This window comes from Neorhizobium sp. T25_27, from assembly GCF_002968565.1.
Classification (GTDB): Bacteria; Pseudomonadota; Alphaproteobacteria; order Rhizobiales; family Rhizobiaceae; genus Neorhizobium; species Neorhizobium tomejilense.
On the sequence record NZ_PVBJ01000013.1, the window covers coordinates 131593 to 146622 of the forward strand.

Consider the following 15030-nt stretch of genomic DNA (forward strand, 5'->3'; position numbering starts at 1 on the left):
TGTTTTCCCTCGTTCGGAACTGTTTCCCTGTTAATACAGTCCAGCCGAAAAGCAATGGCATTGCTAAAGGTCATCTTGACACTTGCCGTGTTTCTAAGCAGTTGTGAGGTATGTTGGGGGCGTTCAATCGGTTTTATGTTGCAGCAGTCGCGCTGCCTATACTTGCTGGCGGACTGATGTCCCCGGCAGCGGCAGAGCCCGTCCAACGGTCGGGGCCGGCTGCCGGCGCGGTCATTGCCCGCAAGGTGGGCGAGGAAGTCCGCTTTATCGACGTGTCCAGCTGGCAGTTCGTCGACCTGAAGCAGGACCTTCTCACCGGCGACGTGCTGCGCACCAACGCGACCGGCCAGCTGGCGATCCTGTTTTCCGACCGGACGCAGGTCCGGCTCGGCCGCAATTCCTCGCTCGTCGTCAAGCAGATCACCGCAAGCACCAGTGCCGACACCGTGCTGGAGCTTCAGTCCGGCACTATCTGGGCACGCGCGGAACGCGGTGGGCCTGGCGTACGGGTCGAGACGCCGGCGGCGGCAGCGGCGATCCGCGGCACCGACTGGACGATGACGGTCAAAGACGACCAAACCTCGCTCAACGTTCTCGAGGGCGTCGTCCAGCTGAGCAATCCACAGGGCAGCGTCGAGGTGCGGCAGGGCGAAGGAGCCGTTGCTTCTATCGGCCAGGCGCCGCGCAAGATCGTGATTGTCGATTCCGACGACCGTGAGCAGATGCTGTTCTTCCTGCCGCCACGTGAGGCATTCGAGCGGATGCCGGCGTCTGCACAGCCCGTCGCCGAGATGCGCCGCAACGCCGATCGTATCTCCGGCATCCCCCCCGAGCGCCGCAGCGCGGAGGATTGGGTCGCGCTTGCCGAAGCCCAGCTTTCGCTCGAGGGCCGGCAGCGGGCGCGACAGACGCTCGCAAATCTCAAGGGCCGGCCGCTTTCCGCCGCGCAGCAGGCCCGCGTGACGCTGATCGAGGCGGTCCTTGCCGCAAGCGAGACCCGCTATGCGGAGGCCGCCAAACTGTTCGAGAAGGCGCAGCGCGGGCTCGACCCGAAACGGCGGGGTATCGCACTCTACGGCGGCTACTATGCCCGCGCGCTTGCCGATCCCAACCGGGCCGAGGCACTGCCACCACAGGTGGGGGGATCGGACGGCGCATTTCTGCGCGCCTATGCGCTTGGCTTCCTGCAGGATCTGGGCGCGGCCATAAAGGTTCTCCAGGAGGCGGAACGCCAATATCCGGACGATCCGGAACTGCCGGCATATCGCGGCTGGCTTGCCATTCTGCTGAACGATCGCACCCAGGCGGAAGAGGCGCTCAACCGGTCCCTGTCGATTGATCCCGCCGAGCCGACGGCGCTCGAGGCGCGCTCGCATTTCCGGGCCGGCTTCAAGGGTGATTACCAGGGCGCCCTCGCCGATCTCGAAGCGGCCATCAAGGTCGCGCCCGGGGGCTCAACGACCTGGAACGCGATCGGCAACATCCACGCGGCGCGGAGCGCCAATCGCGAGGCCGAAGCCGCGTTCAAGAAGTCGATAGAGCTCGATCCGCAGGATCCGCTCAGTCATTCCAACCTGGCGCTCTTTTATCTCGATATCGGCCGGATCGAGGATGCCAAGCGGGAAATCGACATGGCGCTTGCCATCGATCCTGGCTTCGACACGGCGCTTGTCGCGCGCGGTCGGTACTATCTGCAGACGGGCGAGCTGGACAAGGCGGTCGATGATCTGCTCGCAGCAAGCGTTGCCAATCCCGGATATTCGCAGGCGCAGCTGCTGCTGGCGGCTGCGAATTATGAAAAGGGCGACCGGGTACCGGCCGAGCAGGCGACGGAAAATGCCGAGCGGCTCGATGACAATGATCCGGTGATTTCCGCCCTGCGCACCGCAGTTGCGATCGACAATTACGACTCGGAAGGCGCCATTCGCAACGCGCAGGAATATCTGCGGCGCTCAAAGGCCCGCGGCGGCGATTTCACCTCGCTCGGCGCCAACCAGCAGGCGGGGTCGACGCTGAACGACGCGTTCCGTCTGCAAGGCATGAATGCCTGGGGCGAATATTACAGCGATGCGGCCTTCGATCCCTTCGCCGGCACCGCCTATATCGACCAGAGCATCCGCGGCAGCGCAAATCCGTTCGTCAACAACTACTTCTACGGCGACGACGTCATCACAAACACGCCAAACGGGCAGGCTTTCTCGTCCTTCCTGCAAGGCCTGATGCTCGAACCGCATATCATCTCCGGCCGCTCGCGCTCCGCCAACATTATGAGACGACCGTTCTTCGAAGGTTCGATCGGCGGGGGGATCAATACCGCAGGCGGCGAACTGGACTATATTGGGGAGGGAGAGGTCCAGGGGTATAGCAACCTGCCGTTCCCGATCAGCTTCTATGGGAATTTGCAGTGGCAGCGAGAGCCGGACAGCCGTGATATTGGTGCGTTCACGGATCTTAATACGGAAAACAAGATCATTGGAGCCAATGGTTACCTGACGGCCAGCCCGACAGCGCATGATCGACTTGTCCTTTATTACAATACTGCGGAGCGAGACTCCAAATTCGCTTTCCAGCGGCTTTTCGTTATTGGCGTGGCTTCAGTTCCGGACACCATTCAGCACTCGAATACGAACCGACTAACAAATGGCGGCATCGGCTGGAGCCATACCGTTGAATACGAAAACGTCATCAACGCCGCGCTGCTGTTTAACCGCATGGACAGTCGAAGCCACCGGACTGAAGTGCTTGATCTGTTTGGTACCCCCTTCGAGATTCTCAGTGCGACAAGCCAGTTTGAGCAGGATAGCTATATCGCCGCGCTCAATCACACGGTCGGCACAGGAAATTTCACCTGGAGGTATGGCGTTGAGGCCGGATGGCTCGATAGCGACCAGTCGCAAGACACATTTGACCTCCTATCAGGTGCAGCAAGTGCTTCGTCATCCAGTCGCATTGGGGTTGGTCGCGTTTACGTCGACCTGCTCCATGAAATCAATCCCGATCTCAAGGCCGAATATGGTCTCTTCGGGACTCTCCTTTCAGGCGACGGCGTGGATGTCCAACGTCTCGATCCGCGTATCGGCATTGCTTGGTCGCCTGCGAGTGAACAATGGCTGCGTGCAGGATTTATACGCAGCAGCGTGGATGTTTCCACGCCGACGCTCTCGCCGATTGGGATTGTCGGTATTCAGCCGAACCAGATCTCGACTGACCCTGAGGGTTACACCAATACCGTAGCGCTTCGGTGGGACGCGGAATGGACGCCGGACTTCTTCACCGCATTGGAATTCCAACATGAGGACGTGAAAAATCCGCAGATCGGTATTCCGCTTTCCGCCATACCTTTTACCACCTCCGAAGGACGCATCGATCGCGGTAGCCTTAGCGCCAATCTTTTGCTCGACCATGGCTTCGGCCTCTCATCCACGGTTGCATATACCGATTCCGAAGACCGCGATCCCGCATCCGCGACCTTTGGCGGCCCCCTGCCTTTCATACCGGAATGGGGAGGACAGGTGGCGCTCACCTGGGTCAACGAAGCGAATGTGAAGGCAACGCTTGCCGCGAACTACGTGGGCGATCGTGTCGATGAAGCCGGGATCAAACTTGACGACTACTGGACCCTGGACGCCAGCCTGACCTGGGAACCCTTCGACAAGCGTTTCGAGCTGGATCTCACCGCCTACAATCTCCTGGACGAAGACATCGAAGTGAGCACCGGCACACCCGGTTGGGGCCGGTCCTTCCGAGGCACGCTCAAAGTTCGGTTCTGATGGACGGCGGGCGCGGCTTCTCCTTTTCGGCCCGGGGCTTTTTCTCGTCGCGCAGCATTCAGGTAGCCGTTCTCGCCGCATTTTTCTTCGGGGCGGCGGCACTCATCGCCCGCCTGCCCGGCTGGCCGCTGATTGACTATCGAGCTTTCGATTACCTCTCGACCGTCGGGGCGGAGCCGCTTGCCGAGGATGGACCGATCATCGTGGCGATCGATGAGCCGTCGCTGGCGGAGATCAACATGCAGTGGCCGTGGCCGCGCAGCCTGCATGCGAGATTGATCACCCAGCTTCGCGCAGCGGGCGCCAAAGTGATCGCCCTCGACATCATCTTTTCCGAACCGTCGGCGCCGGCCGAGGACGAAGCACTCGCCGAAGCACTTGGGCCCGACGTGGTGTTGGCGGGCGACGAGACGCTCGTGACCTCGGATCAGGCCGACCAGTTCATCCGGGTCATACCGCTGCAGATGTTTTCCGATAGGCAGGCGCCGACCGGTATCGCCTCGGTCGGCCTGCACCGGGACGGCGTGCTGCGCGAGATACCGGACTATCTGGACGGTTTTGCCGCCATGGTCGCGACAACTGCGGGCATCAAGGCGGACTTGCCTGAGCCGGGAAGCCTGGTTCAAGTTTTCGGCGGTCCCCGCACCTATCCGACGGTGTCCTATTACCAGGCCCTCGATCCCGAAAACTTCCTGCCGCCAGGGATATTCAAGGGCCGGATCGCCATTGTCGGGTTGAGCCTGCAAAATTCGCCGTCGATCGACAACGGCGGGGCCGACGCCTTTCCGACCTCCTATACGGTTCACAACGGCAAGCTGACGGCCGGCGCCGAGATTCAGGCGACCATTCTCGACAACCTGCGGCTCAAGAGGTCCATCACCGAAGCCAGTGGCCCGATGAAACAACTGCTGCTGCTAACCGCAGTCGTGGCGGCCTCCGTTCTTGTCTGGAAGGGTACCGGCTGGCGCACGGTCGCACTCGGCGCGGTGGCGATTGTCGTACTGTTCGTCGGCAGCTATGTCAGCTTGCGCTTCGGTCGCATCTTCCTGTCCCCTATAGCGTCGTCGCTCGCCTTTGCCGGCATGGCCGCAGCGCAGGCGACGCTCGATTATGCCCAGGAGCGGAAGAACCGCCGGCAGATCACGCGGGCTTTCTCGCAATATCTGGCACCCGCACTGGTCGATCAACTCGCCCGCGATCCATCCAAACTGAAGCTCGGCGGCGAGACACGCGAGCTTTCGATCCTGTTCTGCGATGTGCGGGGCTTCACCACCATCGCCGAACAGCTCAAGGATGATCCCCAACAATTGACGATGTTGATCAACCGGCTGCTGACGCCGCTGTCCGACATCGTGCTTTCACATGGCGGCACGATCGACAAGTACATCGGTGACTGCCTGATGGCCTTCTGGAATGCACCGCTCGACGACCCGTCGCACGCGGTCCATGCGGTATCAGCCGCGCTTGATATGCTCGACTCGATGCAGGCGCTGAACGACGATCTGAGGGCCGAAGCGGAGGCGACGGGACGGACCTATTATCCGCTGGCGATCGGGATCGGCATCAATACCGGCGAATGCGTGGTCGGCAACATGGGCTCGACGAGCCGTTTCGACTATTCCGCACTCGGGGACGCTGTCAATCTGGCAGCGAGACTTGAAGGCGCGTCGAAGGCTTACGGGGTGCCGTTGCTATTGGGTGAACGGACCGCACAGGCCGTGGGCGAAACGTTCGCGGTCTTCGAACTCGACCGTATTAGGGTCAAGGGCAAGACGGAAGAGGTTCCCGTCGCCACGGCGCTTCGGGAAAGTCCCGACACGGCGCGCGAGGTCCATGCGCAATTTCTTCAGGCACGCTACCGCGGTGATATCGCTCTCCAGCGGTCTCTGGCCCAGAGGCTCATGCGTGATGTGCCGGCGCTCTCGGCGTACCACGGGCAGGCGCTTTAGCCTCAGAGCAAGAAATCGGGATGCCGCATCAAGGTCGTCGGTCCTCATGTCGATGATCGACATGTTGGGACGATATTTCACTATCCGGCGCATTCTTAAATTAAATAGTCTATTTCTTTTGTAGAAAATATCTCACCCTTCCGTGCATCGACTTTCGTGTCCTGCAACGACAAGGGGAAAATCAACGATGACATTGGTGAAGACAATGAGAACCGTGCTGTTCGGCCTGCTTGCCTTCGGCACCATGGGCGGGGTGGTCGCGGCCCAGACGAACGCGCCCCTTCTTCCGAAGGTGCCGCCGGGGACGGTCCTGACGGTCGGGGATCCGGTGACGCAAAAGGCGCTGGAAGTCTCAGGCTTGATCAAGGAGCTGTCGTTCGAAGTCAAATGGGCAAATATCAGTGGCGGCCCGCAGACGTCGGAAGCATTCCGCGCCAAGGCGCTCGACGTCGGATCGGTTGCGGAAATTCCCTCGATCTTCGCCAACTGGAACAACCTGCCCGTTCGCAACATCGCCTATCGCGAACGCCGCGACCCGATTGCCAATCCCATCTATCGCTTCGGCGTGGCGCCAGGCGCCGGCATCAAGACGCTGGCCGATTTCCGCGGCAAACGCATCGCGTTCAGCCCGGGCCAGGCCCAGGGAGCACTCGTCCTTCGCGCACTCCATGCCGCGGGCCTCAAGAAAAGCGACGTCACGCTGGTAGAACTGCCAAGCACCGGCGACGTCTATCCGAAGGCGCTGGCCAGCAAACAGGTCGATGTCGCACCGCTCGGGGGCGTCTATATAAGGCGCTATATCGCGCAATACGGTTCCGATGGCGCCACGCTTGTCGAACACGGACTGCGCGATGATCCGGGTCATCTCTATGCGCCGCAATGGGTGCTGGACGATCCGGCAAAGGCGGCGGCTCTTGCCGAATATGTCGGGCTTTGGGCACGTGCCACCGAGTGGGTGAACAAGAACCCGGAGATCTGGATCAAGACATATTACGTCGGGCAGCAGGGTCTGAGCCAGGATGACGGCGAATATCTCGTCAAGCTGACTGGGGAGCAGGTTGTTTCGGGAGATTGGAGCGAGGTCAAAAAGCGCCACCAGGAGACGATCAATCTGCTGGCGGCGGAGCTCGGCTACAAGCCCTTCGACGTGGAAAAGATCTTCGACAACCGGTTCGAAAAGACCGCCTCCGCCGCCTTGGCGAAGAGCCAGTAATCCCCCCGCATCATCCAAGAGGAGATCTGAAGCATGGCAACCATTTGGGATGCGGATGAGGCGAAATCATCCCGGACGTCCAGCCGTGAAAGTGCATTTACCGTTCCAGCCGTGGCGAGACCCGTCACGTCCCGGAGCCGCCGGAGACTGGGACCGGGACCGGCAATACCCTTCGGACTGCAGATCGGGCCCGCATTGCTGGTGCTGCTCTGGGTGGCAGGCTCGGCATTCGGGTGGATCGACCCCCGGATCCTGTCCGCCCCATGGACGGTCATCGAGGCTTTTGGAAGGCTGATCGAACAGGGGCGGCTGCAGGACAATTTTGTGACGTCGGCGACGCGTGCCCTGCTTGGGCTCAGCATCGGTCTGGTCATCGGCACGATCCTTGCCGTCACCGCCGGCCTTTCGCGGATCGGCGAAGCGCTGATCGACGGTCCCGTCCAGATCAAGCGCGCCATCCCGACGCTGGCTCTGATCCCCCTGCTGATCCTGTGGTTCGGCATCGGCGAGGGCATGAAGGTCACGACGATCGCCCTTGCCGTGATCATACCCATCTACATCCACACCCATAATGCCCTGCGCAGCATCGACAGCCGCTATGTCGAGCTGGCCGAGACCCTGCGCATGAGCCAGAAGGACTTCATCTTCCAGGTAGTGCTGCCCGGCGCATTGCCCGGCTTTCTCCTGGGCCTGCGGTTTGCCGTCACGCTCTGCTGGGTTTCCCTTGTCGTGGTCGAGCAGATCAACGCCACCAGCGGGCTCGGCTACATGATCGAACTCGCCCGCAACTATGGGCAAACCGATGTCATTCTCGTCGGCCTGGTCGTCTACGTGATGCTCGGCCTCGTCTCGGACGGTCTCGTCCGCCTGCTCGAACGGAGGGTCCTCTCATGGCGCCGCACTCTAGCCAACTGAAATCCGCATCCAGAACCGTGCATGTCCGCAACCTCATGCGCCGGTTCGCCACCAAGACGATCCTGGATCGCGTGGATCTCGATATCGCCGAAGGGGAATTCGTTGCCCTGCTCGGCAGGAGCGGCTCCGGCAAAAGCACTTTCCTCAAGGCGCTCGCCGACCTCGATCACGATGTCGAGGGAACCGGCACGCTGGAAACACCGGACAATCTTTCGGTGGTTTTCCAGGATGCCCGTCTTCTGCCCTGGCGCACAGTCATCCAGAACGTCACGCTCGGCCTGCCGGGGGCTGCCGGGCAGGAAGCAGGCAGAAAGGCACTGGCCGAGGTAGGCCTTGAGGGGCGCGAGGCGGCCTGGCCAAACCAGCTCTCGGGCGGCGAGCAGCAGAGGGTCGCTCTTGCTCGCTCGCTGGTCCGCCAGCCGTCCCTGCTTCTCGCCGACGAGCCGTTCGGCGCCCTCGACGCACTGACGCGGCTGAAGATGCACGACCTGCTGCGGGAATTGTGCGCAAGGCATCGGCCAGCCGTGTTGCTCGTCACCCATGACGTCGACGAGGCAATCTCGCTTGCCGACCGGATACTGGTTCTCGACGAAGGTCATCTGATCGAGGACCTGCGGATCGATCTGCCGACGCCGCGCGATCACGGTGATCCGCGCTTTGCAAAAATCCGCACCCAGCTTTTGAGCCGGCTCGGGGTGGAAACTCCCGGACGGCGCGCCGCCTGAAATCCAACGGAACTTGTCATCGTGACCAGCAAGGTTCAGTTCAATCTCAACGCCTCGAACGGGGGATACGTCAATGAGTAAACAGAAGAGACAAATGCGGCTTGGGGCCTTCATCATGGCGACCGGCCATCATGTGGCAGCCTGGCGCCATCCGGCTTCGCAGGCCGACGCTGGCCTGAATATCGATCACTACCGCGAGCTGGCGCAGACGGCGGAACGGGGCAAGTTCGATCTGGTCTTCGTGGCCGACAGCCCGGCCGGCTGGGAGCGCGCCAAAGATCCGGAGGCGCTTCGCCGTTCCTCGCAGGGCGCCCACTTCGAACCCGTGACCCTGTGGGCCGCCCTGTCGCAGGCCACCAGCCATATCGGCTTCGTCGCCACCGCATCCACCACCTATGAAGACCCCTATCTTCTGGCGCGCAAATTCGCCTCGCTCGACTATATCTCCAAGGGTCGGGCGGCCTGGAATGTGGTGACGACGGGCGCGGACGTTTCCAAGAACTTCTCCATCCCGGGCCATCCCGCCCATGCCGACCGCTACGCGCGCGCCGAAGAATTCGTCGACCTGGTGAAAGGGCTGTGGGATAGCTACGAGGACGATGCCTTCATCCGCGACAAGGAAAGCGGCGTCTATCTCGACCCGGACAAGGTGCATCTGGTCGACCACAAGGGCCAGTTCTTCTCGGTCACCGGTCCGCTCAATGTCGGCCGTCCCGTGCAGGGCTATCCCGTCATCGTCCAGGCCGGCGCATCGGAACCCGGCCGAGAACTGGCCGCCCGAACCGCCGAGATGATCTTCACCGCCAACCAGACGCTCGAGGACGCCCAGGAATTCTATTCCAACGTCAAGGGACGGCTTTCCCGCTACGGGCGCAGCCAGGACGACCTCTTGATCAGTCCCGGCATATTCCCCGTTCTCGGCGGCACCGAAAGGCAAGCACAGGAGAACTACGACTATATCCAGTCGCTCGTTCATCCCTCCATCGCCTGGAACATCCTCGCCCGCCACTACAAGGGCGTCGACCTTTCCGGCTATTCGCTGGACGATCCCGCTCCGCCTCTGCCGCAGGATACGGAACTCAACAAGAGCCGCCTCAAGCTGGTCACCGATCTGGTATCGCGAAACAACCTGACGCTGCGCCAGTTCTATCTGGCCGTTGCGACCGCCCGCGGCCATCGCACGGTGATCGGCACCCCGGAGCAGATTGCCGACGCGATGCAGCAATGGTTCGAGAACGGCGCTGCCGACGCCTTCAACATCATGCCGCCGATCCTGCCCGCCGGATTGACTGACTTCGTCGATCAGGTCGTGCCGATCCTGCGCAAGCGTGGCCTTTTCCGGCATGAATATGAAGGAACCACCCTGCGGGAGAACCTCGGTCTCAAGCGGCCGCAGAACGGCTTCGTGCTTCGGTCACAGCTTGAGCCGGAGGCACGGGCAGCCGTATAGCTCCGCGCCACATTAAATCTCCTGGCCGTGAAGATGGATGGCGACACCGCCATTACTTCTCGGCCAGGGCCTCTGGTTGGTCTCTTCAGGCGCTCAGTGCCCGCTTGCGGTCGTTGACGAAACCGATCACTTCCGATTGCGGCATAGCCTTGCCGAAGATATAGCCCTGACCGATATCGCAGCCCTGGCCAAGGAAGTAGGCGAGCTGGGCGTTCTCCTCGATCCCTTCGACGGTGGTCTTGAGGTTGAGACTGCGGCTTAGGCCAAGCACGGCGTCGATGATTTTGGCGTTCTTGTCGTTATGGGTGAAGCTCGACACAAAACTTTTGTCGATCTTGATCTTGTCGAACTTGAAGCGCGCCAACTGCGCCAGGCTTGAATATCCGGTTCCGAAATCATCGAGCGCCACCTGGATGCCGGCGGCGTGGAATTGCTCGATCGTTGCGGCGGCAAGGTCCGGGTCGTCGATCAGGGCGTTTTCGGTGATCTCGATTTCCAGCCTCGACGCCTGCAGGCCGGTCTGCTGCAGGATGTGGAGAACACGGCTTACGAGTAACCTATCTTCCATCTGGACAGGCGAGACGTTGAAGGAGAGCGACAATGTTCCCGGCCAAAGCTGCGCATCGCGGCAGGCTTTCGACAGAAGCTGCTCGAAGAGGGTGGTAATGAGCCCGGTCTCTTCGGCCACGGCAATGAAATGCTGCGGTGAGACGAATACGCCGTCCTTGTTCCACCGGGCAAGCGCTTCGAAACCGCAGATCTCCCCCGTTCTGAGATTGATCAGCGGCTGGTAGAACGGGTCGATCTTGCCCTCGTCGATGGCGCGGCGAAGGTCGCCTTCGAGCTTGGCCCGCTCGGAGACCTTCTCCTGCATCTCGGGCTGGAACAGGGAATATTGATTGTGACCCCGGCTCTTCGCCTCGTACAGCGCGACGTCCGACCGGTGGCAGACTTCCTCGAGCGAGCTACCGTGGTCCGGCAGGCGCGCATAACCGACGCTGGCACCGACCTCCGTCAGCAGGGTCCCGATCCGGACCGGCCGGGAAACTGAATGGATGAGCAGCTGCGCGAAGAGCTCCTCCTTTTCCGGCGAGAGGTTGCGAGCCACGGCGACGAACTCGTCGCCGCCGAAACGGAAGACGCATTCGTATTCAGCCAATGCGCAGATGCGCCGCGACACCTCCTTCAACAGGATATCGCCCCCCTGGTGGCCAAGAAGGTCATTGACCTTCTTGAAGCCGTCGAGATCTATCGAAAACACCGTTGCGGTCTGCGGCCCGTTATCCTCGTCCGTTTCCTGCTGCCTTTCATCCGGGTGCGACAGGACGAACCTGTCGAAGGCATAGCGGTTGGGAAGTTTCGTCAGATGATCGTGCGTGGCGATATGGTCAGCCGCATCGAAGGCCTTCCGGCGGCTCATCATTTCATTGCGCATGTCGAGAATGCGCAGCACCGAATAGGCAAAGCTCGCGAGACCGGCAACGATCAGGCCGATGATGATGAGGTGGGTTTTTCCCGCACTGACCGACTGAACCAGCCTCAGCAGCAGATCGTCATAGGCTATACAACCGACGAGCAGCAGCATCGCGACTGCCGCTACCTCCGCCAGCTGTCTGCCGGCCTTGCTTTCCAGAAAATCCTTCATCTACCCCTCCAACCCGGCGATCCTAGGATAAATGATTAAAGGATTTGTTATTCAGAGTTGTACGGGAGCGCTTTACAGCCGAAACGACGGCCGAAAGAATTACGGGTCCGGCGGCATCAATTGAGGTCGTGCCGGGCTATTGCGCCTCTGAGCGCCTCTGACAGCTCGGCCAGTTGGTAGGGCTTGCGAAGGATCTTGATGCCTTGCACCTCTGCCGCTTGCTTGGCGGCTTCGGAATATCCGCTCGTCAACAGGATCGGCAGGTCCATGCGGCGCGAGCGAATTTCCTTTGCCAGCTCCACGCCGTTCATTCCTCCGGGCATCATGATGTCCGAGAATACCAAGTCGATCCGCCGCCCGTTAGCCAGAGCGCCCAGAGCGGCGGCGGCTGTTGCAGCCCGCACGACCTGAAAACCGAGATCTTCCAGCATCTCTCTGACAAGAGCCGCGACTTCGTCGTCGTCTTCAACCAGCAGAATGCTGCCCGCCGACGCTGGACGGCGGCGCGCGACGTGCAGATCGACCAGGTGGTGCTGATCCGGGCCTGGCTCCTTCGAGGAACGGGGCAACATCAGGATTATTTTCGTCCCTCGGCCGACTTCGCTTTCGATCTCTATCCTGCCGCCGGATTGCTGGGCGAAACCGTGAACCTGCGCAAGGCCAAGGCCGGACCCCTTGCCGATATCCTTCGTGGTAAAGAACGGTTCGAACACGCGCGCCTGCACCTCGCGCGTCATTCCGGAGCCGTTGTCGCTGACGGAAAGGCGGACGAAGTCTTTGCCGGAACCGCTTTGATCCAGGAGCGGAACATTTTCCGCGCGGATTTCGATCGTGCCGCCTCTCGGCATCGCGTCGCGGGCGTTGACCGCGAGATTGAGAACAACAAGTTCCAGCTCGCTTGCGTCAACCTCGACCGGCCAAAGGCCGGGTGGGAATTCGAGCGTCACATGGACATCGCCCCTCAGGCTGCGGTCGAGCAGTTCGCGCATCCCTCCGATCTGGCGGGCCAGATCGATTGTCTGCGGCTGCAGTTCCTGACGCCGGGAAAAAGCCAGAAGCTGCCGTGTCAGGCCGGATCCGCGTTCGGCGGCTTGACGCATCCCGTCCATCAACCGTTTGCGCCTGGCCGGGTCCGTCTGGCGGTCGAGCATTTCCAGACCTCCGGAAATGACCATCAGCAGATTGTTGAAATCGTGAGCGACGCCGCCGGTCAACTGACCGATCGCTTCGATCTTCTGAGCCTGCCGAAGCTTTTCCTCGACATGCGCACGCACCGTCATCTGGTCGCGCAGGGCCTCATTGGCGGCCTTGAGCTCCTGGGTCCGCAAAACGACCTGCTTCTCCAGTTCCTGCGCGGCCTGCTCGCGCTCCGCCAGCAGCCCACGCAACTCCAACTGCCGGGCTCGCGCGCGAAGTGCCGATTGTATCGTGCTGACCAGGGTCTGGGCCTGGACCGGCCGCTCCAGAAGCGCCACGTTGCGCAAAGAGTTGATCAGCCTCTGCCGCCACGTCTCGATACCGGTCTGCTCCTGGCGGCTGGTCAGCAGGATGAAGGGAAGATCCGACCACGGCGGCTGGTCCGCAACCCATTTGAACAGGAGGCTCGCGTCTTTTCCAAACAGGGCTTCTTCAGCAATAAACGCGGCTGCAGCACCGGCCTGCAGCGCTGCCACAAGGCTTTGAAGATCGCCGCAGGTCTTTGCCGCTATGCCGCTCCGGCTGAGCAAGCCGACCGAAGCGGCCGCGTCCCTGCCGACCGGTGCAAAGACAATAACCGGTTCCAGTCGGTCTTCACCTTGCGCCATTATTTCCGTCTGCTGAACTCGTTACAGGAGCGGCTGAAAAATACGGCGAGCCGGCCAGCACGCCGGTGAACTCCAGGGTTGGTGGTCCGAGCTTGATGCCATTGTCGGACAGGCTGAACTCGCGCACGCTGTGCTCGTGCCTGCCGCTTCGCTTTTTCACGACGGATATCGCTCGGCGCACGGTGCCCTGCACTTCGAAATACCGCAGCATGACGACGGAATCGCTGAGATAACTCAAGTCGAGCGGAGCCTCGAGCGGGCCCACGAGCCCATGCTGGGCAAGGACAAGGATGGTCAGCACACCACGCTGGCCAAGGTAGGTCAGCAGTTCGTGCATCTGCAGGACCAGAAAACGTTCGTCCGGCATCGCATTCATGTAACCATTCAAACTGTCGATGACGACGACGCGCGCACCGTCGATCTCCACGCTTTTCTGGACGTTGGCGGTGAATTCCCCCGGGGAAAGTTCTGCAGGATCGATCTGCTGCAACCGGATCAGCCCGCTGTCCAGGTGGGTTTGAAGATCGAAACCCAAATTCCTGGCCCGAGCCTGCAGCGTTCCACGCCCCTCGTCGAAGGCATAAATGACGGCATGTTCGCCGCGGTTCGCCGCCGCCAAGGCATAGGTCAGGGCAAGCGACGACTTTCCCACTCCGGCAGCACCCAGGAACAGGACATTGGTACCCCGCTCCAGCCCGCCGCCCAACATGTCGTCGATTTCCTTGTTCCCACTGGAGGTGAACTCGTCGTCGAAGGCCTGATGATGCTCCGCAGCGATGAGGCGGGGAAAAATGTGGAGACCGCCCTTCTCGATCGTAAAATCATGGTAGCCGCCGCGGAACTTGATGCCACGCATCTTGACGACCCGCATGCGGCGCCGTTCGGCGCCGAAGTCGATGGCAAGCTGCTCCAGCAGCACAACCCCATGGGAAATAGAATGGAGTTGCAGGTCATTCTGTTGAGACGACAGATCGTCAAGAAGAATGACGGTGCACTGCCGGCTGGCGAAGAAGTGCTTCAGCGCCAGGACCTGGCGCCGGTAACGCAGCGGACTGTGAGCGAGGAGGCGCAACTCGGAAAGACTGTCGATGACCACGCGCCTCGGGTTGAGTTCGGAGACGCGATCGAGAATGAGCTTCGTCGTCTCGTTGAGCTCCATTTCCGCCGGATGGAAGACCGTCAGTTCACGGTCGGGATCGAGCGTGGTTTCCGGAGGGACGAGTTCGAATACCTCGATACCCTTGAGCGACCAGCCGTGACGGGAGGCCACAAGCTGCAGCTCGCGTTCCGTCTCGGAAAGGGTGATGTAAAGCACCGGCTCACCCTGGCGGACACCTTCGAGCAGAAATTGCAGGGCGATCGTGGTCTTGCCCGTCCCAGGCCGGCCCTCGTAGAGATAAAGCCGGTTTTCATCGAGGCCCCCGTCGAGGATGGTATCGAGACCGGGCACGCCGCTCGAGATACGCGGAGGGTCGATAAACTCCGCCTCTTCAAACCGTTCTGCCATGTTCAACCTTTGCAGTGGAAACCCTTGAACAAGATCATATAGATTGCGGCC

The 15030-nt window shown here is 61.2% G+C and carries 9 protein-coding genes; 6 read left to right on the top strand and 3 right to left on the bottom strand.

What is annotated here, in order from left to right; translation table 11 throughout:
- The first annotated feature begins 110 nt into the window (after positions 1 to 110).
- The 6 genes from C5J24_RS27605 (at position 111) to C5J24_RS27630 (ending at position 10022) form a co-directional block, all read left to right on the top strand.
- Positions 111 to 3770 (top strand): FecR domain-containing protein, encoded by a 3660-nt coding sequence (locus tag C5J24_RS27605; RefSeq protein ID WP_105422527.1) that lies wholly within the window; start codon positions 111 to 113, stop codon positions 3768 to 3770.
- Positions 3770 to 5719, top strand: a complete 1950-nt coding sequence (locus C5J24_RS27610) for an adenylate/guanylate cyclase domain-containing protein (protein ID WP_105422529.1) — start codon at positions 3770 to 3772, stop codon at positions 5717 to 5719. Before C5J24_RS27605 ends, C5J24_RS27610 begins: the two co-directional genes overlap by 1 nt.
- 187 nt (positions 5720 to 5906) lie before the next feature.
- Entirely contained in the window at positions 5907 to 6932 is a 1026-nt protein-coding gene (locus C5J24_RS27615; protein ID WP_105422531.1) for an ABC transporter substrate-binding protein, read from the top strand.
- Positions 6933 to 6965: 33 nt separating this feature from the next.
- Positions 6966 to 7847: an ABC transporter permease gene (locus C5J24_RS27620; protein WP_105422533.1), complete on the top strand. Its 882-nt coding sequence runs from the start codon at positions 6966 to 6968 to the stop codon at positions 7845 to 7847.
- Positions 7823 to 8572, top strand: coding sequence for an ABC transporter ATP-binding protein (locus C5J24_RS27625; protein WP_105422535.1), 750 nt, complete (start codon positions 7823 to 7825; stop codon positions 8570 to 8572). Before C5J24_RS27620 ends, C5J24_RS27625 begins: the two co-directional genes overlap by 25 nt.
- 73 nt (positions 8573 to 8645) lie before the next feature.
- Positions 8646 to 10022 carry an LLM class flavin-dependent oxidoreductase gene (locus tag C5J24_RS27630; protein WP_105422537.1) on the top strand — a complete coding sequence of 459 codons (1377 nt, stop codon included), beginning with the start codon at positions 8646 to 8648 and terminating at the stop codon, positions 10020 to 10022.
- 85 nt (positions 10023 to 10107) lie between these two features.
- On the opposite strand, the gene C5J24_RS27635 is transcribed toward C5J24_RS27630, so the two are convergent.
- The 3 genes from C5J24_RS27635 to C5J24_RS27645 all read right to left on the bottom strand — a co-directional run bounded on the left by C5J24_RS27635 (position 10108) and on the right by C5J24_RS27645 (position 14979).
- On the bottom strand, positions 10108 to 11667 hold the full coding sequence (locus C5J24_RS27635; RefSeq protein ID WP_105422539.1) for a bifunctional diguanylate cyclase/phosphodiesterase: 1560 nt from the start codon (positions 11665 to 11667) through the stop codon (positions 10108 to 10110).
- Between the two features lie 116 nt (positions 11668 to 11783).
- On the bottom strand, positions 11784 to 13472 hold the full coding sequence (locus tag C5J24_RS27640; protein ID WP_105422542.1) for an ATP-binding protein: 1689 nt from the start codon (positions 13470 to 13472) through the stop codon (positions 11784 to 11786).
- Complete coding sequence (locus C5J24_RS27645; RefSeq protein WP_105422544.1) at positions 13459 to 14979, bottom strand: ATPase domain-containing protein; 1521 nt, start codon at positions 14977 to 14979, stop codon at positions 13459 to 13461. The genes C5J24_RS27640 and C5J24_RS27645 overlap by 14 nt, the downstream gene beginning before the upstream one ends.
- Positions 14980 to 15030: the final 51 nt, after the last annotated feature.